We start from the raw sequence: 23,778 nt of genomic DNA on the forward strand, positions 1-23,778 counted from the left end.
GGCTGGCAAGCTAGCTGGCGTTGAAGGTGACTTGAGCGCGGCGAGCTTGCGCGGAAGAGCCGCTAAACGCTCGATCATTTGTTCGGGATAGGCCGCGGCGAGCATCGTCTTCTTGATCTCAGGAGTGGTTCGTGAGGTACATCCGGCCGCGCCGGCGGATGCTAAGGCTGGTGGTCGGCGGCGGCCGACGCATGCGGCGGGAGTTGATGGTCGTCGGCGAACAGAGTTGCGGTGTCCAGGCCTTCCGTTTCGTCGCACATGGCTTGCTCTCCGTGAGCCCCAGCAAGCGCTTGGGACCCACCGAAAACTGAGCTCGGTCAATCGCGAGAGTTTGTTGGCTTTTTCGACAGTGCACGAAGTGTCTGAGATTTAGCGGTCCGTCGGCGTTCTCGATGGCATTGTCGAGCAACGAATCGATCCCGAGTGAATCAAGGCAAACTCCAGACAAAACCAACATCACGAGGACATCATTGCGATCGCTTCATTTTTCAAGTCGCGAGGACTCACAACTCCCACAATTTGACAGACAAACCTCGGACGTGGCCGGCTTCCCCTCTCGGAGGGAGCCACCATGGTCGAACCGCCGCTCTATTACGAACATCAGGTACTGAAACGCTTGAAGCTCAGGGCCTCCGAGCTCGAGGAGCTTCTGAATATCGGCATCGTCTCGCCGGTCGGGCGCAGGGGGAGCGACCCGCTTTACTGCGTGGAAGCGATCGTCTCGCGACAGAATACCACAACACGAGGATGAGCGGCAAACACATAAATCATGTCCAGGGGCCGCGCGCGTATGTCCAAGGCGCACGCCCAAAGGTGCGCGGGGCCGTCTAACGTCGGTCATTTCGCCCCTGGGCTTTAGCTCTTGCTCGAAAGGCAAAACGTTATGTGCTCATCTCTCGCCCTCCGTACAAACGTCATTTCTTCTGAAACTGAAATCGGCCGCGCTCTCGCGCGCACGAAAACCAACGTCATCCTGATCATTGAAGAGGGGGGCGCCCTCGTTCAGTGCCAAGTGAGCTCGGGAGTGGCCGCCGCGATGTTGGCGCCGCTCAAGGGGAAAGCTGCCGGCCAGTTCCGCGCGCTCGCTGGCAACCTAGTTGAGATTGACGCCCTGGTGACGCTGCCGATGGCAATGCGGATGCTCAAGGCGAAAGACGGCGCGCAGGCTCGGTTGCAGCTCAACTGACGCCGACCGCGCCGAGCAAGGTCGCGCCGTCCATGATCAGCACGCCGCCGGGGACAGGCACCAGCGCGCCCTTGGCAATCGTGTTAACGGCATGGATTAAATGGGCCTGCTCCTGCGCACGCTGGAACAAAGCGCGCGAGCCCATGCCCATGGCAAGCGCGCCGGGGGAGCGCCCGGCGTGCGCTGATGAAGGCAAAGTACTCGAACAGCTTCCGCAACAGCGGGCTGCCGTTGCGCAAATTGCCAGCGGCGCGAAACGCGGCGCAAGGCCGGCATAGCGCGGCAGATATCCGACCAGCGGTCGCGCAGCGTCAGGCTGTGCGAGGCGGCGCGCGCGGCCAGCACCTCGATCTTCATCTTGGCCACGTCGACATCAACAGCACATTCATGCCGGTAGGCCAGGCGATGTTGGCCGATTTGTTGGAGTGTTTTGCGCCGGCAAAAGTGCGGCGGCTCAACGGGCTTGAGCGCCATGAGCGGGCCGCTCTGGTGAGCAGAGGCGGGCGCATCGCGTTCCCAAACCAGAGGATAGTTGAGCAACGGCCACTCAGCTTCGTTCTGGAAATCTGCGTTTTGCCGCACGATGGTCTGCAAAGCTCAAGACCGCCCGGAAGCTCGGATTGTGCGGGCTCGACAATTTCAACCGGGATACGCCAGTGTGCTGATCTGCGTCCTGGACCTCGGGTTTCTTCAATTTAGGCCAGAACGTCGAGGTTGCTCATTCAATAGTGCCACAGCATCGGCGTAGATGGTCCGAGACGGCAGCGTTCTTGGGGGCGATCCGCGAGAATCATCAGCTTGCGTTGGCTCGGCGGCTGGCCAGCGATCGAAAACGATCCATCTGATGCACGAAAAAGAGCCGATGACTTCAGACAGAATTTGTTGATGCCGAGTAGGAAAGTTGGCCCAGGTCCTGGGCCGCATCTTGACAACCTCCAGGACAGCGCTGGCGAGTATGCCTTGCGCGCCGGTGATTTCGACGAGAGGATGTGCGTTATCTCAAAAGATGGAGCATTTCGCTTGCCGAAGGAGCCCCAAGCCTTGCCACAGATCCGCTCAATCCATTCGACGCGCCCCAGTCTGCCTTGAAGGTGACCCGTCGCTCGGCTTCGGTGCGCCAGGTTAGAAACTGGGACAACGCATCCATCATGTCATCGGTCTTGCCGAACGGAAACGAGACGTACTCCAACATAAAATCGTCGAGCCAGGGTGCCGTTCGCGGCAAGACGAGCGAGCCGGCCTGCAGCTTTGCGGTCTCGCCACTCATACGCGTCCGCTTGTCTTTGGTCGGTTTGATCGCAACAATGCCTTGCAGCCCAACCCGCATGAGCTCACCGGTCAGCGGAGACCCCATAGCTGTATCTTCGATGAGCACGGCATTAGGCGCGTGTTTGGCTACTTGCGCCTGCATGAGTTGGCAAAGCTCGTGGAAGGCAACCTTTCCTCGCCAAGCGTCAATAAGATGATACTGGTTCCGATTGCGGACAAGAAAGGCCAAACAAGTCGAGTAGTTGCTGTTCTCGCTAGTTTTCGTCATATCGCAGGAGAGTACGACTTCGTCCCCCGACTGGCGGATCGGAACGACATCATACGACTGGAGCCATTCCCGCTTGAGGTCATTCCCCTCATCCGGAGCGGGATCTTGAAGATATTGTGTTTGAAACACCAGCGATCCAACTTGGCTCTTGAGGTCGTCCAAGACTTCGAGGGGCTCTCTCGCTTGTAGAGGCTCTCCTTGTTTCCAAACAAAAGATCGATTCTGCAGCCGGATCTTCGTGTCCTGCGCCGCAATAGCCGGGAGCACCAGATGATCCCAGCCTCGTCTTTCGATGAGATGGCCCGCTAGGTCTTGCTGATGCAGTCGTTGCATCAGAACGATGATGCTGCCTTTGGACTTGTCATTGAGGCGCGACATGAGCGAACGATCAAACCACTCGTTGCAGTGCTTGCGCGTCACATCGGAAGTCGCCCCGGCTGCGTTGAGTGGGTCATCAACGATGATAGTGTCGGCGCCAAAGCCGGTTAAAGTGCCGCCGACGGACATTGCTAACCGACAGCCCCCATTCGTTGTCGCGAGCTGATTCTCAGTGCTCTTGTCGAGGCGTGTTGAAAATAGCGCGCGGTACCAGGGCGATTCCATAATTCGTCGGCAATCGGCCGAATGCTTGTTTGCTAAGTCTTGGGAATAACTGACGCATATGAATTGTGAGTGGGATCTTGGCCCAGTCTGAATGCGGTCCACGCCACCGAGACGAGATAGGACTTAAGCGCACGGGGCGGCGCGTTGATGATCTGTCTTGTTGCGCGTCCAATGCTGCCATTTAGTCTTTGGGCGATCGATTCATGAAACCATTCCTGCGAATACGTGTCGCTGGAAAAGACGTAAAAGGCCTTCCTGGCGAAGGCAAGAAAGTCGCTGCGGTAGATCGCATCGCGTTGGGCTGGGGTGGAGATCGGCATTGATCAATCCTCATGTTTGGAATGGCGGCGAAGAAAATCTGCGATAATCTCTTGGTCATGCTCGGTGACGATTGTGGTCTCGCTGTTGGATTGCTCCCCTGGGCTCGAACTTCATGATCATGTTGAAGAGCTGTGTGCAGGCCTTGGTATCGCCCTTTGCGGCCCGCTCGAACAGTCTGAGGAGCACGAGCTCCTGCCGGCTCACCAAGCGCGGTTCGCCATCCTCGCGAATCTGGACGCGCCTTTTCATCATGCTGCTCAGGTCCGTCCTGAGATTGCGCGATCCCTTTGGCCGGCCCTTGGGATTACCTGACTGTCCCTTCTTAAAGCGTCCTGAAATAGGCGGGCGGTGATATCCCGCCCCTTGATCGTCAGTCACGAGCGCCTCCCTTCCGAGAGGGGCCAGGCAGCAGAAGCGGCCGCGCGTAAGTCAGGGCGGCGGCCGCCGCTTCTCGGTCGGCAAAGCTACGGCCAGTCCTGACGCAGATTGCGGCCTGGCCGGTGTGATTTTGCCAACGGCGTACGATGACGTCGCAATATAGCGGGTCGATCTCAAACAGAGCGGCGCGGCGGCCGGTCTTCTCTGCGGCGATCACGGTGGTGCCGGATCCTGCGAAAGGATCCAAGACGAGGTCGCCGCGCCGTGTGCAGTCCTTGATCACGTCGCTAATCAGGGCGACGGGCTTCACCGTGGGATGCAAAAGCCAGCAGCTCGTCGCGTTGCCGGCCAAGGCTGTTGAGCCCTGGTAGGTCCACAGGTTGGTTCGATTGCGGCCGTGGACGCCGAGCTCAATGTTGTTGATGTGCGGCGCGGTGCCGTTCTTGAAGACATGAACGAGTTCGTGCTGGGAGCGATAGAACGAGCCCATGCCGGCATTGGTCTTGGCCCAGACACAGGTATTCTTATGCTCGGTGTAAATACGTCGTGCCGCGGTCAACAGCTCGAGCGTATGTCGCCAATCCATGCATAGGTAATGCAGCGAGCCATCAACGCTGTATCTGGCGGAGAGCGCGCAGGCCGTGGTCAAAAATTCGGTAAACTGTTGCGGCGTCATTTCGCCGGAGGCCATGGCGAACTCGCGGTGCTTGATGCTGCCGCGGCCGCCGACATGGCCGTCGACGGCAACGTTGTAGAGCGGATCGGCGATCACCGCGCGTGCCCGCTGATCGTGCAGGAGGGTCTTGCAGGCTTGCTCGTCCAAGGCATCGCCGCAGATCAGCCGGTTGCTGCCAAGCCGCCAGACGTCGTCTCGCCTGGCCTAAAGCGGAATTGGGTTGGGCCGGCTCGGGAATTTCAGGCTTGCACGCCATGCTCGCCGCTGAAGTTCCGGTCGCCCCACACCCGCGAAGACCAACCGGAACCAGCCGGGGGAGATGACTGACGATCGACCTAGATCGCTTCGCCGCTCCGATTTTGAAATCGGCGAAGTGATGAACCTGTCAGCCTGCCTTTGAGCGCCTTGGCGCGTCCCTGTTTCGGACGGGTGCATTGCCTGTTCTACACCGGACATTTCCCTGTTCCAGTTTTGTCGCTCCGCGGCCGAGATGCCCAAGATTTCAAGGCACTTCCCACGTGTTCATGCGTCGCGGTCCGGCACGCTGGAATGACTTTCCCTGCAGAATTCCCTGTTAGCAGGGAATGGAATCTTGGAGTTTCAGCGCTCGTCCGCGATGACCTTGCCGTCATTCGGCAGCGTGCCTGGACCGACCAGCTCGACGGCTCCGCCGAGCTTTGTCACGGCGCGCAAGCTGGCCGCGATCTCGTCACGGAGCGAGTCGTTAGCGGCCGCGGCTTCCGCTCTCAACGTCATGGCGTCGGTCTCGCCTTGGCGCGTGACGATGAGGCGAAGTCTTCCGAGCCCCGCGTGGCGCTTGCCGATCTCGGCGATCTGCTCGGGACGGACGAACATGCCCTTGATCTTGGTGGTCTGGTCGGCGCGGCCCATCCAGCCCTTGATGCGCATGTTGGTGCGCCCGCACGGGCTCGTGCCGGGCAGGGCCGCGGTGAGGTCGCCGAGCGCGAGCCGGATCCAGGGATGGTGCGGGTCGAGCGAAGTCACGACAATCTCGCCGACGTCACCTGGTGCGACCGGATCGCCAGTGCCGGGCTTGACGATCTCCAGGATCAGGTCCTCGTTCACGACCATGCCTTCGCGGGCCTCGGTCTCGAAGGCGACGAGGCCGAGATCGGCGGTGCCGAAGGCCTGGTAGGCATCGATGCCGCGCCCCTTGATCTCGGCCTGGAGCGAGGGCGGAAACGAAGCGCCCGAGACCAGCGCGCGCTTGATCGAGGAAACGTCACGCCCCGAGCTTGCGGCGGCATCGAGCAGGATCTTCAAGAAGTCCGGCGTGCCGCTGTAGCCGACCGGCCGGTAGGCCTCGATCAGCTCGAACTGCTGCTCTGTGTTGCCGGGGCCGGCGGGGATCACCGCGCACCCTAGCGCCCGCGCCGACGCATCGAAGATGAATCCCCCGGGGGTGAGATGGTAGCTGAAGGTATTGAGGACGATGTCGTCGGGGCGGAACCCGGCTGCGAACAGCGCCCTTGCGCCGCGCCAGGGATCGGCTTGTCGCCCTTCCGGCTCGAAGATCGGACCGGGGGAGGTGAACAGGCGGGCGAACGAGCCAGGCGCCGCCGCCACGAAGCCTCCGAAGGGCGCGGAGGCCTTGTGCAGGGCGGGCAGTTCCGACTTGCGCAACACCGGCAAATCCGCCAGAGCCGCCCTGGAGGTCACGGCGGCGGGATCGAAGCCTTTCAGCCGCTCGGCATAGGCCGGGGCGGCCATCGCGGCTCGCAGCACCTCCGGCAGGCGGGCGAACAGGTCGGCCTCGCGCGCGGCTTGCTCACGCCTCTCGCGGGCGTCGTAATGGGCGGTCATGGCTGTTCTTTCCGTGTTGGCATCCGTTGCGCGCCGCCACCGGCATGGCTATCAGACCGCCAGTGGCGAGGCTTGAAAGGGACCCGATGGCGGACGAAGGAATCATTGCGGCGGACGAGGCGTCGAACGTCGTTGCGCGCCTGAAGCGCCGTATGATCGACGAGGCGCTGCCGCTGTGGTCGACGGTCGGCTGGGATCACGCCGCAGGCGGCTTCATCGACCGGCTGCACCGCGACGGTGCGGCGGATGCCGCCGCGCCCCGGCGCGTGTTCGTGCAGGCCCGCCAGATCTGGTGCTACGCCAAGGCGGCACAGATGGGCTGGTATCCCGAGGGGCGCGCGATTGCGCTGAAGGGGCTGGAGCACCTGCTGGCCAAAGCGAAGGCGCCCGATGGCCGGCCTGGCTATGTGCACCGGCTGACGCCGGACGGATCGGTGCTGGATGCCCGGCGTGATGCTTATGACCACGCCTTCATCCTGTTTGCGCTCGCCAGCGTCTATGCGCTCGACCAGGATACGCAGGTCCGCGCCGAGATCGATGCGCTGCTCGCCTTCCTCGACGGACACCTGCGCTCGCCGCATGGCGGCGTTCACGAAGGCCTTCCGGTCTCGCTGCCGCGCCGGCAGAACCCGCATATGCATCTGTTCGAGGCGATGATCGCGTGCTTCGAGGCGACCCACGATCTGTCGTTCCAGAACCGTGCCGGAGAATTCTTCGCATTGTTCCTCGCCAACCTCTACGACAAGCAGAGGCACGTATTGTCGGAATATTTCGAGGAAGACTGGTCGAAGATCGAACCGGTCAGCGTCGAGCCGGGTCACCAGGCGGAATGGGTCTGGCTGCTGAAGAATTTTGAACGCATCACGGGATGCCCGACCGGCCAGCGTCGTGCGGAACTGCTGGCGACCTCGCTGCGCTATCGTGACGAGGCGACGGGTTGCCTCGTCGACGAGGGCGACGCAAGCGGCAACATCCGCCGCAGTACGCGCCGGCTGTGGCCGCAAACCGAGATCGCGAAGGCGTGGATCGCGCAGGCCGAATCCGGCGAGGCGGGCGCGGCGGACGAGGCGCGCGCGGCGCTGGTGCGGCTCGAACGGCATTATCTCAGCCATCCCGTTAAGGGCGGCTGGTACGACCAGTTCGATCGCGACGGCAAATCGCTGATCGACACCATTCCTGCGTCGTCGTTCTATCATGTTCTCTGCGCGGTCACGGAAGCCGACCAGGTGCTCGGCTAGGCTCCTTGTGGATCACAGCCAGCGCTTGCGCCGCTTGAAGCTCTTGAGGTTCTTGAAGCTCTTGCGCTGGTCGCCGGCGCCGCCGAGGTAGAATTCCTTGACGTCCTCGTTGTCGCGCAATGCGTCGGCGCTGCCGTCGAGCACGACCTTGCCCTGCTCCATGATGTAGCCGTGGCTCGCCACGGAGAGCGCAGCGCGCGCGTTCTGCTCGACCAGGAGGATGGTGACGCCGAGATCGCGGTTGATCTTCTGAATGATCGAGAACACCTCTTTCACCAGCAGCGGCGACAGGCCCATCGAAGGCTCGTCCATCAGGATCATTTTCGGGCGCGCCATCAGCGCGCGGCCGATCGCGAGCATCTGCTGCTCTCCGCCGGAGAGATAACCGGCGAGACCGGTGCGCTCTTTCAGGCGCGGGAAGTAGCTGAAGACCATGTCGAGGTCGGCGTCGACCTCGCGGTCCCGGCGCGTGAAGGCGCCGAGCTTGAGATTCTCGAGCGAGGTCATGTCGGCGACGATGCGCCGGCCCTCCATCACCTGGAAGATGCCGCGGCGGACGATCTTGTCGGGATCGATGCCGTTGATCCGCTCGCCCTCGAACAGGATCTCGCCCCGCGTCACCTCGCCGTCCTCGGTCTTGAGCAGCCCCGAGATCGCTTTGAGCGTCGTCGACTTGCCGGCGCCGTTGGCCCCGAGCAGCGCCACGATCGCGCCCTTGGGCACGTCGAGGCTGAGGCCGCGCAGCACCAGGATCACGTCGTCATAGACGACCTCGATGTTGCGCACGGCGAGGAGGGGTGGTGCGGGGACGATGCTTGGGGAGGAACGGGTTGCTTCGCTGATTTCGGTCATTATGCCGCCAATCCGTAACTGTCGTCATGCCCGGGCTTTTCCCGGCATCCACGTTCTTCGTACCGCGTGGTCAGACGTGGATGGCCGGGAGAAGCCCGGCCATAACGTCGGAGATTTCAATCACCACCCGAGCCATTCCGGCTTGCGCGGCAGCTCGACGGTCTTGACCTTCTCGAGCTTGATCGTGCCGTTGGCCATCAGGTCGTTCAGGTCGCCATTGGTCGAACCGGACACCTTGGTGCGATAGAGATCGACCTTGAGGGTGCCGCGATGATCCTTGTTGGTCCAGGTCGAGGGATTGCAGACGCCGTCCATGCCTGATGGCACCCAGTCCTTTTTCTGGTAGAAGCCCTTGGCGACGTTCTCACCGGTGGCACCTCCGTTCTTGGCGGCCCAGTCGAGCGCTTCCCTGGCGTAGAGCGCGCTGCAGACGCCTGCGATATAGTGCACCGGACGATAGGCCTTGCCGCTTGCATCCGATATTTTCGAGATTTCCATCACCGTCTTCATGCCTGGCGCGTTGCCGCCCCAGGTTACGGCCGTGCGTAGCGGGAAGACGACGCCGTCGGCGGCGTCAGCCGCGGTCTTGGCGGCGTTCTCGTCCATGCCCCAGACATTGCCGAGGAACTGCACGTCCACGCCGGCGGTCTTGCAGGCCTTGAGCACGGAGATGTTCGAGGCTGCGGTGTTGCCGAGATAGGCGTAGTTGGCGCCGGAGCTCTTCAGGCTGAGGCATTGCGCGGAGTAATCGCCGGGCGTCAGCGCGAACACGATCGGCGGCAGCACTTCGAAGCCGAGCTCATTGGCGATCGCCTCGCCGGCGGCCTTCGGCGCGTTCGGGTACGGATGATTGCCGCCCATATGGACGAATTTCGGCTTACCGCTCTTGCCCTTGGCCTTCCAGTCTTCCGCCGCCCAGGTCACCAATGCCCGCATCGCGTCCGAATAGCTCGGGCCGTAGAAGAAGTTGTAGGGCGCGGGTTTGGCCTTGCCGCTCACGCCTTCCGGATCGGTCAGCGCCGCCGCGTAGGAGGCGGAGATATAGGGAATCTTGTCCTGCGCAACAAAGCCGGTCAGCGCTTCGGTATCTGCGGTACCCCAGCCCATGATCGTTGCAACCTTGCCATCCGGCGCCGACCACTTCTTGTAGAGCGCGATCGCGCGCGGCACCTGATAGCCGTAGTCGTTGGTATCGAGGTTGACCTGCTTGCCGCCGATACCGCCGTTCTTGTTGATCCAGGCAAAGGTGTCGGCGACGGCCTGGCCGTAGGGCGTGCCAACGTCCGACGTCGCACCGGAGTAGTCGGCGAGATGGCCGACGGCGATCTGGGCCTGCGCACTGGCCGCAAAACCAGCGATCGCAAACGCGAGCGACGCGGTGCTTAAAAGCGATTTGGTCTTCATGGGTTGGTTCCTCCTGTTATCGTTTAAGTGAAGTAGCCGTGCTCAATGCGAGAACGGGTAGAGTTTCCAATACGCCTTGATCTGTCGCCAGCGATGCGCGAGCCCATCGGGCTCGAACATCAGGAATGCGATGATGATCACCCCGATCGCGATCTCGCGCAGAAAGGTGATGTTGGTGTTAAGCGAGAGCGCCTTGTCGATCGCGCCGCCCTTCAAATGATGGCTGATGAACTCCATCGCCTCGGGCAGCAGCACCACGAAGGCGGTGCCCATCAGCGTGCCCATGATCGAGCCGGTGCCGCCGATGATGATCATGGCCAGGAACAGTATTGAGCGCTCGATGCCGAAGCCTTCCTGGGAGACCACGAGCTGATAGTGCGCGTAGAGCGCGCCCGCGATGCCGGCGAAGAAGGCGGCGAGACCGAACGACAGCGTGCGGTACCTGGTGAGGTTGATGCCCATGATCTCGGCGGAGAGATAATGGTCGCGGATCGCCACCAGCGCGCGGCCATCGCGCGTGCGCATCAGGTTGGTGACGAGGATGTAGCTCAAGAGCACATAGGCCAGCACGACGTAGAAATATTGCCGGTCGCCCCGCAGCGTGTAGCCGAAGATCGAGAACGGCTCGGCGCTCGCCGGCACCGAGCCGCCGGAGAACCACTCGGCGCGCGAGAAGAAGTCGAGCAGGATGTATTGCGCGGCCAGCGTTGCAATGACGAGGTAGAGTCCCTTCAGCCGCGCCGCGGGGATGCCGAAGATCAACCCCACCAGCGCCGTCACGAGTCCCGCGAGCGGGATCGCGAAGAACACCGGGATCGGCGCATTATTGGAGATGTAGGCCGAGGTGAAGGCGCCGAGCAGGAAGAAGGCCGCGTGTCCGATCGAGATCTGGCCGGTGAAGCCGACCAGGATATTGAGGCCGAGCGCCGCGATCGAGAAGATGCCGATCTGGATCAAAATGCTGAGCCAGTAGCCGCTGAAGAGTTGCGGCGCGAGGCAGAGCAGCGCGACGCCCAGAATCGCGAAGTTGCGGCTGGTGGTGGTCGGGAAGATCGTGGTGTCCGCGGCGTAAGTGGTGCGGAAATCACCAGCGGGAATGAGGGCAGGGCCGGCCATGGATCAGATCCGCTCGATGTCGTGGGTGCCGAACAGGCCGTAGGGCTTGATCATCAGCACGATGATGAGAACGTAGAACGGCGCGATCTCGTAGAGATTGCCCCAGTGCAGATACTCGCTGTCGACATATTGGGCGACGTTCTCCAAAAGCCCGATGATGATGCCGCCGAGCACCGCGCCGCCGACGGAATCGAGCCCGCCGAGGATCGCCGCCGGAAACACCTTGATGCCGTAGGCAGCAAGGCCCGAGGACACGCCATTGACGACGGCGACGACGACGCCGGCGACCGCCGAGACGGTCGCCGAGATCGCCCAGGCCATCGCGAACACGCTCTTGACGGAAATGCCGAGCGACTGCGCCACCTGCTGGTTGAACGCGGTGGCGCGCATCGCAAGGCCGTACTTCGACGCGCGGAAGAACCAGGCCATGCCGATCATCATCGCGACCGACACCACGAGGCTCATGACGTACACGGTCTGGATCTGCAGTCCGAACAGGTCGACCGACTGGCTCTCGAACACGCGCGGGAACGGCTGCGGATTGACGCCGAACATCCATTTCAGCGTCGCCTGCAGCACGGTGGAGAGGCCGATCGTCACCATGATCACCGAGATGATGGGCTCGCCGATCATCGGCCGCAGGATCAGCACCTGCACCGCGATGCCGAACACGAACATGAACACCAGCGTGATCGGCATGCCGATCCAGAACGGCACCTGGTATTTCGCCAGCAAGGCCCAGCACACCCAGGCGCCGACCAGCAGCAATTCACCTTGCGCGAAGTTGACGACCTGCGTCGCCTTGTAGATCAGCACGAACGACATCGCGACTACGCCATAGAGCGTACCGACCACGAGGCCGTTGACCAGGAGCTGGATGAGGAAGGCGGTGTTCATGTTGAGTGACTCAGCCCGTCATTGCCGGGCTTGACCCGGCAATCCATCGATGAGGAAGGAAGACTGTTCGGAAGAGGATGGATGTGCGGGTCAAGCCCGCGCATGACGAGGATCTGTATCACTCCGCAGCCTCCGCCATGTGCCCGTGCCCGCCGAGGTCCACCACCCGCAGCGTCGTTCGCACCCGCTGCGTGGTGCCGTCCTGGAAGCGGATCACGGTGTCGACGGGGATGTCGGAATCGCCGCGGTAGATGGCGTCGATGATGCCGGCGTATTTCTCGTTGATGACGCCGCGGCGCACCTTTCGCGTCCGGGTGAGCTCGCCGTCGTCGGCGTCGAGCTCCTTGTAGAGCAGCAGGAAGCGCGAGATGCGCTGGGCCGGCGGCAGCGTGGCGTTGACGGTCTCGACCTCCTTCTGCAGCAGCGCGTAGACCTCCGGCCGTGAGGCGAGGTCGCTGTAGGTCGTGAAGGAGAGGCGGTTCTTTTCCGCCCATTTCGAGATGATGGAGTAGCGAATGCAGATCATTGCCGCGAGCGCGTCGCGGCCGGCCCCAAGCACCACAGCTTCGGCGATATAGGGCGAGAATTTCAGCTTATTCTCGATGAATTGCGGCGAGAAGCGCTCGCCGCGGGAGGTCTCGGCGAGATCCTTGATGCGGTCGATCACGACGAGCTGGTGGTTGGCGTTGAAATAGCCGGCGTCGCCCGAGCACATCCAGCCGTCCTTGATGTCGGCGACGCTGGCCTCGGGGTTCTTGTAGTAGCCGAGGAACATGTTGGGGTGCCGCACGACGATCTCGCCGACGCCGTGGACGTCGGCATTGTCGATACGGATCTCGACATTGTCGGCCATCGGTACGCCGGTGGTATCAGGATCGACCTTGCCCTCGGGATGCAGCGTGTAGGCCCCGAGCAGCTCGGTCTGACCGTAGAGCGTGCGCAGCGGCACGCCCATGGCCTGGAAGAACTTGAAGGTGTCAGGCCCGAGCGCCGCACCGCCGGTCGCGGCCGAGCGCAACCGGGTGAAGCCGAGGCGATCGCGCAGTGCGCGGAACAGGATCGTGTCGGCAAAGCCCGAGCGCTTGCCCTGTTCGAGCGCGGCAAGGCCCGACTTCATGCCGATGTCGAACAGGCGCTGCTTGAAGGGCGTTGCGTCCATCACCTTGGCACGGACGTCGGCGGCAATCGATTCCCAGACGCGGGGCGCGAACAGAACGAAGGTCGGTGCGATCTCGCGCAGATCGTTCATCATCGTGTCCGGCTCTTCGACGAAGTTGATCTTCATCCGGCAGAGCAGACCTTTGCCGAGCACGTAGACCTGTTCCATGATCCAGGGCAGCGGCAGCACCGACACGTATTCGTCATCGGGACCCTTGGGGTCGAAGGCGAGATAGGTGGCGCAATGGCCGAGCACGCGTCCGGCGGCGAGCATCGCGAGCTTCGGATGCGAGGTGGTGCCCGACGTCGTGCAGAGAATCGCGACGTCCTCGCCCTCGGTGGCATCGACCAATCTGTCGTAGAGTTCCGGCTCGCGTGCTGCCCGCGCGCGGCCGAGCTCGGCGAACTTCTCCGCCGGCATCAGGCGCGGGTCGTCGTATTTCCGCATCCCACGCGGATCGGAATAGATGATGTGCTTCAGCTTCGGCACGCGCTCTGCAAGGATGAGCAGCTTGTCGACCTGCTCCTCGTCCTCGGCAAAGACCAGCTGCGCCTCGCCGTAGTTGAGGAGATAGGAAGCTTCCTCGTCCAGGACGTCGCGATAGAGCCCGAGGCTGAGGCCGCCAATGGCATGCGTCGCAACTTCTGCCGCGACCCAGTCGGGCCGGTTGTCGCCGATGATGGCGATGACATCACCGCGGCCCAGGCCGAGCTCGATGAGGCCGAGCGCGAAATCGCGCACGCGGGCCTGATAGTCGTTCCAGGTGAAGATGCGCCAGAGCCCGAGATCCTTCTCGCGCATTGCGATCTCGTTGCCGTGCTCCCTGGCATTGAGCCGGAGCATCTTCGGATAGGTGTCGGCCTGCGCGACGCGGCCCGCATAATCCATCATGCCGCGCTCTCCTGCGCCGGAGAGGCATCATCGGGATCGACAAGCACCTCGTCCTCTTCGCCGAGATAGGCACGCCTGACGTGCGGATCGGCGAGCACTGTCGCCGGATCGCCCTCGGCGATCTTCTTGCCGAAATCCAGCACCATGACGCGATGCGAGATATCCATCACCACGCCCATGTCGTGCTCGATCATCACCACCGTCATCCCGAACTCCTCGTTGAGATCGACGATGTAGCGGGCCATGTCTTCCTTCTCCTCGAAATTCATGCCGGCCATCGGTTCGTCGAGGAGGATCAGGCGCGGCTCCAGCGCCATAGCGCGGGCGAGCTCCACGCGCTTGCGCAGGCCGTAGGGGAGGGTGCCGGCGGTGGCCTTGCGCACCGGCTGCAGATCGAGGAAGTCGATGATCTCTTCCACCTTGCGACGGTGCTCGAGCTCCTCCTTGCGCGCGCCGGTGAGCCAGTACAGCGAGCCCGTGAGGAAATTGTTCTTCAAGAGGTGATGGCGGCCGACCATGATGTTGTCGAGCACGCTCATGTGGTGGAATAGCGCGAGATTCTGGAAGGTGCGGCCGACGCCGAGTGAGGCGCGGGCATTCGGCGTCAAGCCGGTGATGTCGCGGTCCTGATAGAACAGCTGGCCTTCGGTCGGCTTATAGCGACCGGAAATACAGTTCACGATCGAGGTCTTGCCGGCGCCGTTGGGGCCGATGATCGAGAACAGCTCGCCTTCCCTGATGGCGAAGCTGACGTCGGTCAGCGCGCGGACGCCGCCGAATCGTAAGGACACGCCGCGCACTTCGAGACTGGTAGCCACCAAACGAATCCCTCCCGGTGATGGCGCTTGATTGGCGCTCTTCCGTTCCTGTCAGGCGATCCTAGTACGGTCGTGCCGGCCAGACCATGCAGCTATTGGTCTCGACCGGACCGGCGCCACCTTCGTTCCCGTGAGGGATCAAAAGCCGCATCGCCCGAGGTGGTCCTCAATAGGGGAAAGCGCTATTTTGAAATGTCTCCGGCCTGACAATTCTGCGACAAAGTTGTCGGGCCGAGCGGGTCTTCATCTTTCGTCGGATGGATGGCCGAAGCGATTCTGTTGCAGTGCAACAGGAGCATGGGGTGACTGAACGGTGCGGCTGGCTTCGAGATCATGATTTCAGAGGATCATCTGAAGCGCATTGCCGCCTGGTCGCGTGAGCTCACACCAGCCGAGATCGAGGTCGCGCGCGCCGGAATTACGGAACGGTCCTACGGCACCGGCGAGAGCGTGTTCATGCGCGGTGATATCTTTGCCTATTGGGCCGGCATGGTGCGCGGCCTTGCCCGCATGGGTGGGGTCTCGCGCGACGGCAAGGAGACCAGCCTTGCCGGGCTGACGGCAGGGGCCTGGTTCGGCGAGGGCAGCGTGCTCAAGAACGAGCCGCGCCGCTACGACGTGGTCGCGCTGCGCGACAGCCGCATCGCGCTGATGGAACGCAGCGCCTTCATGTGGCTGTTCGAGAACAGCGTCGGCTTCAACCGCTTCCTGGTGCGCCAACTCAACGAGCGGCTGGGCCAGTTCATCGGCATGCTCGAGGTCAACCGCACGCTCGATGCCACCGCGCGCCTCGCCCGCAGCATCGCCTCGCTGTTCAACCCGATCCTCTATCCGGAATCGACTGCGCATCTGGAGATCACCCAGGAGGAGATCGGCGCGCTCTCCGGCATGTCCCGCCAGAACGCCAACCGCGCGCTGAACCGGCTGGAGAAGGAGGGGCTGCTGCGGCTGGAATATGGCGGGGTCACGATCCTCGATATCGCGCGGCTCGGGAGCTACGGGGAGGAACGATGATCTGCGCATTCCCGGTGCTTCAGTGCTCATAGAGTTCGACCATCGCGCGTCGGACTCGCCTTACGTCGAGCGGGTATGGCGCAGCCGGAGCCGGCGTGGCGGCTCGTTCCTGTCGATGGCCGAGGGAAATATCGAGCTTGTGGTCACCAGGCTCCCGGAGCTTCTGGCGGTGACGCTCCGAGGGCCGGTCACCCGCGGGACACTCGTCGAATGTCCCGCGAGCGGCGAATGGCTGGCGATCCGGTTTCGGCTGGGAACCTACCTGCCGGAGATACCGACGAGCGCACTGATCGACCATCAAAACATGCAGTTGCCGGTGCTGCCCAACGGCCGTTTTCTGTTTTCGGGTCTGAGCTGGGACATTCCAGGCTATGACGATGCGGAAAGTCTCGTCGCTCGCATGGCGCGCGCGGGTGTCATCGCACGCAGCCACGCGACCGATGCGGCGATCGACGGCGACGTCGACTGGATGAGCCGGCGTTCGGTTCAGCGCCACTTTCGCCGCGTTACGGGCATGACGTTCAGCAGCCATCAGCAGATCGAGCGGGCGCGTCGCGCCGCGGCCTTGCTGGTGAGCGGCAGCTCCGTTCTGGACGCGACATCGGGCGCTGGCTATTTCGATCAGGCCCATCTTACCCGCTCGGTCAGGCAACTGATCGGCATGACGCCTGCGCGCCTCTCGCGCGAGCGGCCGCAATTGTCGTTTTCATACAAGACGACTACGTCCTGATCGCAATATGCCTGGATCGCTCCGGCCGCGCTGGTGGAGCAAACATCGGAGGAGCGCTGCGGTGAGTTTTAAGGCCTATCTCGACAATATCCAGGCCAAGACCGGCAAGAGCCCGGACCAGTTTCGCAAATGGGGCAAGGACCGGGGTTTTTCGACCGGGGCGGGATTGGCCGCCGGCGTGAAAGCGGGTGCCATCGTGGCCGCGCTCAAGGACGAGTTCGGCCTTGGCCATGGCCATGCGATGGCCATCGTCGCGCTTCTCAAGGGGAAGGCGTCGTAGGTGATGACGATGTCCAAGTCGAGACATGTGGCCGGCTCCGTCATGAGCGGGCTCGTGATTGCCTTCATGCTGTTTGATGCCGGGATGAAGCTCGTCCCGCTGGACGTCGTGATCAACGCGACCGCCGAGCTCGGCTATCCCCCGTCGGCCGATCTGGCCCGCGCGCTGGGCGTGGTGGCGCTGGCCTGCACCGCGCTCTACGGCCTCCCGCGAACGGCCGTGCTCGGTGCGATCCTGCTGACCGCCTATATGGGCGGCACGGTGGCTGTTCACTTGCGGGTCGGCAACCCGCTCTTCAGCCATATGCTGTTCGGCGTCTATCTTGCTGGTCTTGCCTGGGGCGGTCTCTATTTGCGCGATTCGCGGGTGGCGGCGTTGCTTCCTCTGAGATCGCCGCCGGTGGAGGTCTGACGTCGTTACGGGGACGCCGTCATCGCGCATTGGCCGGCGCGTGCGCCGGCCACAGATCGGCGCGCCAGCGGATCGCGATTGCCACCATCGCGACGAATCCTGCGCCGGCATAAAGCGAGCCCGTCGCGGAATAGCCGATGACGTCGATCAGGCTGCCGGCCGCGAGCAGTCCGATCGGCAAGCCATAGATCACCATCATGCGCACGCCCATGACACGGCCGCGCAGATGTGCGCTCGCGGTGCGCATCAGGATGACGGCAGCCGAGATCATCGACATGCTCTGGGCGATACCGGCGAGGACGAGGCAGGCCATCGCCACCGGCATCGTCCTGACCTCGACGAACACCAGCAGCATTGCGTACCAGGCCAGCGTTGCGCCGATCAGGAGCCGGGCAATGCGTACGCCACTGACCAGGCTGAGCGTGATGGAGCCGATTAGCGAGCCGACGGCGAAGCTCGCCGAAAGATATCCGAGGCCGGTCTGATCAGTGTGAAAGATCTCCCGCGCGATGTAGGGCAACAATCCGCCCGTGAAAGGAAATGCGGTGAGATTCGCCAGAAAAGCGACGCACAGCGCCGCGCGCATTGCCGGCCCGTTCCAGGCATAGACGATCCCCTCTTTGAGGTCGCCAAGCAGCCGCGAAACGGTGTGGCTGCTTGCGGGAAGATCGCTCGTGGTGACGGTCCTTTTCGGCTGGGTCAGGCAGAGCATGAGAAGCGCTGCCGTGAAGTAAAGGCAGGCGATCGCCACATAAACGAGGCCGATACCGAGCACGGCGAACAGCCCGGCCCCCGTCAACGCTCCGGCAATGCGCGCGCTGTCCTGGGTCGTGCGCGCAACACTGATGGCGCCCACCAGCTGCTCGGCCGGCATGATATCGGCGAGCAGCGCGCCGCGAACGCCGAGATCGGAGGGGCGGATCAAGCCCATGATCGTGACGATGATCATGACGCTCAGCGGCGACAGATGACCGCTCAGCGCGAGGACCATGATGGTCGACGACAGCGCCGCATAGGCAAGGCGCATGACAACCAGGAGATCGCGATGGCCGATCCGGTCGCCGATCATGCCGAACACGGGCGCGACCAATGTTCCGACGAACTGGAGTGAAGCCAGCAGCGTGAGCAGCAGCACCGAGCCGGTCTCGACGATGACGTACCAGCCGAGCACCAGCGTCTCGACCTCGAAGGCCCAGGAGGTGAGCAGATCGGACGGCCACTGGAAGCGGTAGTTGCGGATGCGGAATGGCGCGAGCGCCGAAGGTCGTGCAGTGGCGCTCACGACGCGATGACGCGTGTCACGGCGATTTCCTTAACCTTGTTGTTTCTTCTTGCTGTGGCGCAACCTAACGCTGGCGATGCCGGTGTCAATCGCAGTCGCCGCAGGCCGCCCCCGCGCTCGGCTCTTACCTCGCGGCGCTGGCCGCTTTCCTGTCGGCTAACGCACTTGCCATGGCCGAGATCAGAGGACGCATGAAATAGGCTTCGTCGGCGGGCGAGACGTCCGTGCGCAAGCCATGCGCTGCGAGCTCGCCGGAAACGGCCGGGCCGACCGATGCGATCAGCGTGCGTTCGAGACCTGCGCGCAGCTTCGTCTCGCTGCCGCGCGCCTTGGCAACCTCGATCAGCCGGCGGACCTGGCCGAGATTGGTCAGGGCGATCGAGTCGATGCGTCCCTCTGCCATGTCGTCAATGGCGGCGACGATGTTGGCATCGGCAGCCTTGGAATCGTAGACGTAGGGCAGCACCGTATCGACGTCGGCGCCTTGCGCGGCCAGCGCGCCGGTCAGCGCGCTATGATCCTTGTCGGGATAGAGCTGCAGACCGAGGCGCCGCCCCTTCAGGTCGAGTCTGGCCAGCATCTCGATCACGCCTTCGGTGGTCGGCTTCTCCGTGGTCTGCTGCGTCTCGAGGCCGATCTCGCGCAACGCCTTGCCCGGCTTCGGGCCTCGGGTGAACTTGCGCGCCTGGGCGAGCGCCGCGACAAGGGCAGCGTCGAGCCCGCGGGCGCGGGCGAGCTTCATGATGCGGCGCAGGCCTTCGCCGGTCATCAGCACGAGATCGTCAAAGGGCTTGTCGATGGCACGGCGAATCCAGGCCTCGACTGGAGCCGGATCCGGCGCATCATGGATGGTGAACATCGGGCATTGCACGACCTCGGCGCCTTGCTCGGCCAGAAGCTTGGAAAACTGCGCCTCCTCGCGCGTTTCCAGGATCAGGATGCGGTAGCCGTTCAAGCGGTCGGCCATGGGTATGCTCCGTTGAGAATTCGCAATTGTCCGTTCATCCTGACTCCGCGGTTGGGATTGGCGCAAGGGCGGGTCGGTGCTAGAGCAGGGCGCAATCCGCTGGATCGTTCCGCTGCACAAACCTTCATCAAGAGCCGAGCCTTGCCCGACCATCAATACGTCCTGACCCTGTCCTGTCCGGATCGCCCAGGCATCGTCTCGGCGGTCTCGACGTTTCTCGCTCATAACGGACAGAACATCCTCGACGCCCAGCAGTTCGACGACGTCGAGACCAAGAAGTTCTTCATGCGGGTGGTGTTCACAGCGGCCGATCTTGCCGTGGAACTCGCGGCACTGCAGACCGGCTTCGCCGCGATCGCCGAGCGTTTCGGCATGGAATGGCAGATGCGCGACCGCGCTGCGCATCGCAAGGTGATGCTGCTGGTCTCGAAGTCCGATCACTGCCTGGTCGACATCCTCTATCGCTGGCGAACCGGCGAATTGCCGATGATTCCGACCGCGATCGTCTCCAATCACCCGCGCGAGGTCTATGCCGGGCTCGATTTCGGCGGCATCCCGTTCCACCATTTGCCCGTCACCAAGGAGACCAAGCGCGAGCAGGAGACACAGATTATGCACCTCGTCGGCAAGACGAAGACCGATCTGGTGGTGCTCGCCCGTTACATGCAGATCCTGTCCGACGATCTCTCGGCAAAGCTGTCGGGGCGCTGCATCAACATCCACCACTCGTTCCTGCCGGGCTTCAAGGGTGCCAAGCCCTATCACCAGGCCCATGAGCGCGGCGTCAAACTGATCGGCGCCACCGCGCATTACGTCACGCGCGACCTCGACGAGGGCCCGATCATCGACCAGGACGTCGAGCGCATCAGCCATCGCGACACGCCGGAAGATCTGGTCCGCAAAGGCCGTGACATCGAGCGCCGCGTGTTGGCCCGGGCCATCCGCTACCATCTCGACGACCGCGTCATCCTCAACGGCCGCAAGACCGTTGTGTTCGTGGATTAGCGAATGGGGGACGAATGGTGAGTGGAGGGGGAGCGCGCCCTATACGCTACTCCCTGTTCGCCATTCGCTTCCTCAGCGCCCCGCGCCGGCCGACGTCGTCCCCGTCGCGCCCTTCTGGGCCTGTTCTTCCTTCTCGCGATCGGTCGCCGGCATCAGCCGCTTGCGCTCGCGCTCCTTCATGTAGGCATCGTATTGCGGCGTGCCGGGCCGCGGCGGCGCATCAGCGGGCAGGCCGCCGGCCCATTGCGGGACGTAGTCGCCCATCCCGGCGGAGAGCTTCTCGTTGACCGTCCCGCAGCCTGCGAGATTGAGCAGGGCGAGTGCGGCGGCGATCGAAAGCGAGCGAGAACGCATGAATATCTCTGGTCGTGCCCCCGACGGGGCGCGGATGGTGGAGCGCCATAGGCGTTGGCGGCAACCATATCTCTCAATAGGTAAAATTGGCCTATTCGAGGGAGGGCAAAGCTGTATACAGAGAAGGTATTACAATAGGCATATTTTGTACTTGATGAGGTCACCGCTGTTGGTACGGTATACACCGGGTATTTGTCATTGGACGGATCGTAGGACGGGGCATGCCACGGACGCACTTAAGATGTCCGGATTCTGCAAATGAGAGACTGAATCCTCCATCCCGGTGTGGTGCGGCCCTCGTAGGGTGGCAAAGCCATCGCCCTCCGGCCCAGTGTCACAGGGCTTTTTCGTTGACAGGACCATTTCATTTGTACAATCGTACAAATAGCTCTCCGCCGTTGTTGAGGCAGATTGCGCGGCTTGCGCCGAATGGTCGCCCAACGTTCGATTGACAACGGGGTTACAGAGGACGCCATGTGGCCGCACGGCATGGCTTGTCCGTGAGTGAAGCGCGGCAAGGACCGGGTACTCGGTCCGCCGCACAAGAGGTGAGGAATGAAGGGGAGGGACATCTGATGTTCGAACGCAGGATTTTTTTACGCACCGCAGCGGTCGTTGCGATCGCGGGCCTCGCGGCCGTCGCGCCTGCCAAGGCGCAAGACACGGTCAAGATCGGGCTGATCCTGCCGATGACCGGCGGCCAGGCCTCGACCGGCAAGCAGATCGAGAACGCGATCAAGCTCTACATGCAGCAGAAGGGCGACACCGTCGCCGGCAAGAAGATCGAAATCATCGTCAAGGACGACGCGGCGATCCCAGATAAGACCAAGACTGCCGCGCAGGAGCTGATCGTCAACGACAAGGTCAACTTCATCGCCGGCTTCGGCGTGACGCCGGCCGCGCTCGCCGCCGCGCCGCTGGCTACCCAGGCCAAGATTCCTGAAGTCGTGATGGCGGCCGGCACCTCCATTATCACCGAACGTTCGCCTTATATCGTGCGCACCAGCTTCACGCTGGCGCAGTCCTCGACCATCATCGGCGATTGGGCGGTGAAGAACGGCATCAAGAAGGTCGCGACGCTGACCTCGGACTACGCGCCGGGCAATGACGCCCTCAACTTCTTCAAGCAGCATTTCACGGCCGGCGGCGGTGAGGTGGTCGAAGAAGTCAAGGTGCCGCTGCAGAACCCCGACTTCGCTCCGTTCCTGCAGCGCATGAAGGACGCAAAGCCGGACGCGATCTTCGTGTTCGTGCCGGCGGGCCAGGGCGGCAACTTCATGAAGCAATATGCCGAGCGTGGCCTCGACAAGGCCGGCATCAAGGTGATCGGGCCGGGCGACGTCACCGACGACGATCTGCTCAACAACATGGGCGACGCCGTGCTCGGCACGGTCACCGCGCATCTCTATTCCGCGGCGCACCCCTCGCAGATGAACAAGGATTTCGTCGCGGCCTACAAGAAGGCCTTCGGCAACCGTCCGGGCTTCATGGCCGTGGGCGGCTATGACGGCATCCACCTGATCTACGAGGCGCTGAAGAAGACAGGTGGCGACACCAACGGCGACAAGCTGATCGAGGCCATGAAGGGCCAGAAGTGGGAGAGCCCGCGCGGTCCGATCTCGATCGACCCCGAGACCCGCGACATCGTGCAGAACATCTACATCCGCAAGGTCGAGAAAGTGGATGGCGAACTCTACAATGTCGAGTTCGCGACCTTCGAGGCTGTCAAAGATCTCGGCAAGACCAAGAAGTGACGCGCGAAAGCGCGTCATCCCGGGGCTCTCCTCACCTCTCCCGCCTGCCCTGCGGGAGAGGTCGACGCGGAGCGGCCGGGTGAGGGTTCTCTCGTCGTCGGGAATCCTCCAAGTGGAAAGACCCTCTCCCCAACCCTCTCCCGCAAGCGGGAGAGGGAGTGCAGCACGGCCCTTGGCCACACTTGAGATGACCCTCGACTGCTGATGACCGCAATCCTCACCAACCTGTTCGATGGCGTCGCTTACGGCATGCTGCTGTTCGTGCTCGCCTGCGGGCTCGCGGTCACGCTGGGCCTGATGAACTTCGTCAATCTCGCCCACGGCGCCTTCGCGATGGCGGGGGGCTATATCTGCATGGTGCTGGTCAACCGGATGGGTTGGCCGTTCTTCGCCGCTTTGCCGCTCGCTTTCGTCTCCTCGGCTGCAATCGGCATCGCGCTCGAACGGACGCTGTACCGTCATCTCTACGCCCGCAGCCATCTCGACCAGGTGCTGTTCACGATCGGCCTGACCTTCATGTCGGTGGCAGCCGTCGATTACATCCAGGGATCCTCGCGGGTCTTCATCAATTTGCCCGCCGCGCTCCAAGGCCAGTTCGATCTGTTCGGCGTCGGCATCGGCCGCTACCGGCTGATGATCATCGTGATCTGCGGCCTGCTGACCATCGCGCTTCAAATGGTGCTGGCGAAGACGCGTTTCGGCAGCCGCCTGCGGGCGGCGGTCGATGACCCCCGCGCCGCGAGCGGTCTCGGCATCAACGTGCCGCAGGTATTCGCCTTCACTTTTGCCTTCGGTTGCGGGCTCGCCGGCCTCGGCGGCGCGCTCAGCGCCGAGATCCTCGGCCTCGATCCGTATTTCCCGCTGAAGTTCATGATCTACTTCCTGATCGTGGTCACCGTCGGCGGCTCCTCCTCGATAACGGGCCCGTTCCTCGCCTCGCTGCTGCTCGGCATCGGCGACGTCGCCGGCAAATATTACGTGCCGAAGATGGGCCCCTTCGTGATCTACACCATCATGATCGTGATCCTGATCTGGCGTCCGAACGGCCTGTTCGGCCGCACGGCCGCGCGTTGAGTTCACC

Annotated in this window: 24 protein-coding genes and 2 pseudogenes; 10 read left to right on the forward strand and 16 right to left on the reverse strand. The window is 62.9% G+C overall.

Annotated features, from left to right (window positions below; all coding sequences use genetic code 11):
- The first annotated feature begins 571 nt into the window (after positions 1-571).
- On the forward strand, positions 572-751 hold the full coding sequence (locus I6F12_RS33665) for a hypothetical protein (protein WP_225144394.1): 180 nt from the start codon (positions 572-574) through the stop codon (positions 749-751).
- Between the two features lie 111 nt (positions 752-862).
- Positions 863-1,186 carry a hypothetical protein gene (locus tag I6F12_RS33670; protein ID WP_225158230.1) on the forward strand — a complete coding sequence of 108 codons (324 nt, stop codon included), beginning with the start codon at positions 863-865 and terminating at the stop codon, positions 1,184-1,186.
- On the opposite strand, the pseudogene I6F12_RS33675 reads toward I6F12_RS33670, so the two are convergent.
- From I6F12_RS33675 to I6F12_RS33705, 7 genes and pseudogenes are all read right to left on the reverse strand, one after another.
- Positions 1,182-1,361: pseudogene (locus I6F12_RS33675) on the reverse strand (heme-binding protein); the annotation flags it as partial. The gene I6F12_RS33670 and the pseudogene I6F12_RS33675 overlap by 5 nt on opposite strands.
- A pseudogene (locus I6F12_RS33680) lies at positions 1,351-1,585 on the reverse strand (hypothetical protein); the annotation flags it as partial. The pseudogenes I6F12_RS33680 and I6F12_RS33675, both read right to left, overlap by 11 nt.
- 595 nt (positions 1,586-2,180) lie before the next feature.
- Positions 2,181-3,230, reverse strand: coding sequence for a phage terminase large subunit (terL, locus tag I6F12_RS33685; RefSeq protein ID WP_225158231.1), 1,050 nt, complete (start codon positions 3,228-3,230; stop codon positions 2,181-2,183).
- A gap of 128 nt (positions 3,231-3,358) precedes the next feature.
- A complete protein-coding gene (locus I6F12_RS33690; RefSeq protein WP_225158232.1) occupies positions 3,359-3,646 on the reverse strand; it encodes a hypothetical protein in 288 nt (95 codons plus the stop codon).
- Positions 3,647-3,701: 55 nt separating this feature from the next.
- Positions 3,702-4,025 carry a DUF5681 domain-containing protein gene (locus tag I6F12_RS33695; RefSeq protein WP_225158233.1) on the reverse strand — a complete coding sequence of 108 codons (324 nt, stop codon included), beginning with the start codon at positions 4,023-4,025 and terminating at the stop codon, positions 3,702-3,704.
- Entirely contained in the window at positions 4,018-4,848 is an 831-nt protein-coding gene (locus tag I6F12_RS33700; RefSeq protein WP_225158234.1) for a site-specific DNA-methyltransferase, read from the reverse strand. Before I6F12_RS33700 ends, I6F12_RS33695 begins: the two co-directional genes overlap by 8 nt.
- A gap of 453 nt (positions 4,849-5,301) precedes the next feature.
- On the reverse strand, positions 5,302-6,525 hold the full coding sequence (locus I6F12_RS33705; RefSeq protein WP_225158235.1) for an AMP-binding protein: 1,224 nt from the start codon (positions 6,523-6,525) through the stop codon (positions 5,302-5,304).
- A gap of 86 nt (positions 6,526-6,611) precedes the next feature.
- Between I6F12_RS33705 and I6F12_RS33710 the strand changes: the two genes are divergently transcribed.
- Positions 6,612-7,763 (forward strand): AGE family epimerase/isomerase, encoded by a 1,152-nt coding sequence (locus I6F12_RS33710; RefSeq protein WP_225158236.1) that lies wholly within the window; start codon positions 6,612-6,614, stop codon positions 7,761-7,763.
- A gap of 12 nt (positions 7,764-7,775) precedes the next feature.
- Here I6F12_RS33710 and I6F12_RS33715 read toward each other — a convergent pair whose 3' ends face one another.
- From I6F12_RS33715 to I6F12_RS33740, 6 genes are all read right to left on the reverse strand, one after another.
- Entirely contained in the window at positions 7,776-8,615 is an 840-nt protein-coding gene (locus I6F12_RS33715) for an ABC transporter ATP-binding protein (RefSeq protein ID WP_225144388.1), read from the reverse strand.
- Between the two features lie 120 nt (positions 8,616-8,735).
- Entirely contained in the window at positions 8,736-10,019 is a 1,284-nt protein-coding gene (locus tag I6F12_RS33720; RefSeq protein ID WP_225158237.1) for an ABC transporter substrate-binding protein, read from the reverse strand.
- A 42-nt stretch (positions 10,020-10,061) separates the two neighbouring features.
- Positions 10,062-11,135, reverse strand: coding sequence for a branched-chain amino acid ABC transporter permease (locus I6F12_RS33725; RefSeq protein WP_036015700.1), 1,074 nt, complete (start codon positions 11,133-11,135; stop codon positions 10,062-10,064).
- A 3-nt stretch (positions 11,136-11,138) separates the two neighbouring features.
- A complete protein-coding gene (locus tag I6F12_RS33730; protein ID WP_036029874.1) occupies positions 11,139-12,032 on the reverse strand; it encodes a branched-chain amino acid ABC transporter permease in 894 nt (297 codons plus the stop codon).
- Between the two features lie 118 nt (positions 12,033-12,150).
- Positions 12,151-14,082 (reverse strand): long-chain fatty acid--CoA ligase, encoded by a 1,932-nt coding sequence (locus I6F12_RS33735; protein WP_225111904.1) that lies wholly within the window; start codon positions 14,080-14,082, stop codon positions 12,151-12,153.
- On the reverse strand, positions 14,079-14,900 hold the full coding sequence (locus tag I6F12_RS33740) for an ABC transporter ATP-binding protein (protein ID WP_225142522.1): 822 nt from the start codon (positions 14,898-14,900) through the stop codon (positions 14,079-14,081). The genes I6F12_RS33735 and I6F12_RS33740 overlap by 4 nt, the downstream gene beginning before the upstream one ends.
- 333 nt (positions 14,901-15,233) lie before the next feature.
- Between I6F12_RS33740 and I6F12_RS33745 the strand changes: the two genes are divergently transcribed.
- From I6F12_RS33745 to I6F12_RS33760, 4 genes are all read left to right on the forward strand, one after another.
- On the forward strand, positions 15,234-15,914 hold the full coding sequence (locus I6F12_RS33745) for a Crp/Fnr family transcriptional regulator (protein WP_225135812.1): 681 nt from the start codon (positions 15,234-15,236) through the stop codon (positions 15,912-15,914).
- Positions 15,915-16,029: 115 nt separating this feature from the next.
- The gene (locus tag I6F12_RS33750) at positions 16,030-16,644 is read left to right on the forward strand and encodes a helix-turn-helix domain-containing protein (protein ID WP_158644890.1); all 615 of its coding nucleotides are present in this window, start codon (positions 16,030-16,032) and stop codon (positions 16,642-16,644) included.
- A gap of 61 nt (positions 16,645-16,705) precedes the next feature.
- Positions 16,706-16,924, forward strand: coding sequence for a DUF4287 domain-containing protein (locus I6F12_RS33755; protein ID WP_036015710.1), 219 nt, complete (start codon positions 16,706-16,708; stop codon positions 16,922-16,924).
- A gap of 3 nt (positions 16,925-16,927) precedes the next feature.
- The gene (locus I6F12_RS33760; protein WP_036015712.1) at positions 16,928-17,335 is read left to right on the forward strand and encodes a DoxX family protein; all 408 of its coding nucleotides are present in this window, start codon (positions 16,928-16,930) and stop codon (positions 17,333-17,335) included.
- A 19-nt stretch (positions 17,336-17,354) separates the two neighbouring features.
- Here I6F12_RS33760 and I6F12_RS33765 read toward each other — a convergent pair whose 3' ends face one another.
- Positions 17,355-18,617, reverse strand: a complete 1,263-nt coding sequence (locus I6F12_RS33765; RefSeq protein ID WP_109143118.1) for an MFS transporter — start codon at positions 18,615-18,617, stop codon at positions 17,355-17,357.
- Between the two features lie 124 nt (positions 18,618-18,741).
- Positions 18,742-19,584, reverse strand: coding sequence for a uroporphyrinogen-III synthase (locus I6F12_RS33770; RefSeq protein WP_036029887.1), 843 nt, complete (start codon positions 19,582-19,584; stop codon positions 18,742-18,744).
- A 141-nt stretch (positions 19,585-19,725) separates the two neighbouring features.
- Between I6F12_RS33770 and purU the strand changes: the two genes are divergently transcribed.
- Complete coding sequence (gene purU, locus I6F12_RS33775; RefSeq protein ID WP_109143120.1) at positions 19,726-20,589, forward strand: formyltetrahydrofolate deformylase; 864 nt, start codon at positions 19,726-19,728, stop codon at positions 20,587-20,589.
- A 72-nt stretch (positions 20,590-20,661) separates the two neighbouring features.
- On the opposite strand, the gene I6F12_RS33780 is transcribed toward purU, so the two are convergent.
- Entirely contained in the window at positions 20,662-20,943 is a 282-nt protein-coding gene (locus tag I6F12_RS33780) for a hypothetical protein (protein ID WP_036015722.1), read from the reverse strand.
- 575 nt (positions 20,944-21,518) lie between these two features.
- On the opposite strand from I6F12_RS33780, the gene I6F12_RS33785 reads away from it, so the two are divergent.
- Complete coding sequence (locus tag I6F12_RS33785) at positions 21,519-22,697, forward strand: ABC transporter substrate-binding protein (RefSeq protein ID WP_036015725.1); 1,179 nt, start codon at positions 21,519-21,521, stop codon at positions 22,695-22,697.
- A gap of 204 nt (positions 22,698-22,901) precedes the next feature.
- On the forward strand, positions 22,902-23,771 hold the full coding sequence (locus I6F12_RS33790; RefSeq protein WP_036015727.1) for a branched-chain amino acid ABC transporter permease: 870 nt from the start codon (positions 22,902-22,904) through the stop codon (positions 23,769-23,771).
- Positions 23,772-23,778: the final 7 nt, after the last annotated feature.

This window comes from Bradyrhizobium sp. IC4059 (genome assembly GCF_020193615.1).
Lineage (GTDB): Bacteria > Pseudomonadota > Alphaproteobacteria > Rhizobiales > Xanthobacteraceae > Bradyrhizobium > Bradyrhizobium yuanmingense.

Bases quoted from the DNA above. Each gene is read 5' to 3' on its own strand.
- I6F12_RS33665 (WP_225144394.1), top strand. From the start codon at position 572: ATGGTCGAACCGCCGCTCTATTACGAACATCAGGTACTGAAACGCTTG.
- terL (WP_225158231.1), bottom strand. From the start codon at position 3,230: ATGTCCGTCGGCGGCACTTTAACCGGCTTTGGCGCCGACACTATCATC.
- I6F12_RS33690 (WP_225158232.1), bottom strand. From the start codon at position 3,646: ATGCCGATCTCCACCCCAGCCCAACGCGATGCGATCTACCGCAGCGAC.
- I6F12_RS33705 (WP_225158235.1), bottom strand. From the start codon at position 6,525: ATGACCGCCCATTACGACGCCCGCGAGAGGCGTGAGCAAGCCGCGCGC.
- I6F12_RS33710 (WP_225158236.1), top strand. From the start codon at position 6,612: ATGGCGGACGAAGGAATCATTGCGGCGGACGAGGCGTCGAACGTCGTT.
- I6F12_RS33715 (WP_225144388.1), bottom strand. From the start codon at position 8,615: ATGACCGAAATCAGCGAAGCAACCCGTTCCTCCCCAAGCATCGTCCCC.
- I6F12_RS33720 (WP_225158237.1), bottom strand. From the start codon at position 10,019: ATGAAGACCAAATCGCTTTTAAGCACCGCGTCGCTCGCGTTTGCGATC.
- I6F12_RS33725 (WP_036015700.1), bottom strand. From the start codon at position 11,135: ATGGCCGGCCCTGCCCTCATTCCCGCTGGTGATTTCCGCACCACTTAC.
- I6F12_RS33730 (WP_036029874.1), bottom strand. From the start codon at position 12,032: ATGAACACCGCCTTCCTCATCCAGCTCCTGGTCAACGGCCTCGTGGTC.
- I6F12_RS33735 (WP_225111904.1), bottom strand. From the start codon at position 14,082: ATGATGGATTATGCGGGCCGCGTCGCGCAGGCCGACACCTATCCGAAG.
- I6F12_RS33745 (WP_225135812.1), top strand. From the start codon at position 15,234: ATGATTTCAGAGGATCATCTGAAGCGCATTGCCGCCTGGTCGCGTGAG.
- I6F12_RS33750 (WP_158644890.1), top strand. From the start codon at position 16,030: ATGGCCGAGGGAAATATCGAGCTTGTGGTCACCAGGCTCCCGGAGCTT.
- I6F12_RS33760 (WP_036015712.1), top strand. From the start codon at position 16,928: ATGACGATGTCCAAGTCGAGACATGTGGCCGGCTCCGTCATGAGCGGG.
- I6F12_RS33770 (WP_036029887.1), bottom strand. From the start codon at position 19,584: ATGGCCGACCGCTTGAACGGCTACCGCATCCTGATCCTGGAAACGCGC.
- I6F12_RS33780 (WP_036015722.1), bottom strand. From the start codon at position 20,943: ATGCGTTCTCGCTCGCTTTCGATCGCCGCCGCACTCGCCCTGCTCAAT.
- I6F12_RS33785 (WP_036015725.1), top strand. From the start codon at position 21,519: ATGTTCGAACGCAGGATTTTTTTACGCACCGCAGCGGTCGTTGCGATC.
- I6F12_RS33790 (WP_036015727.1), top strand. From the start codon at position 22,902: ATGACCGCAATCCTCACCAACCTGTTCGATGGCGTCGCTTACGGCATG.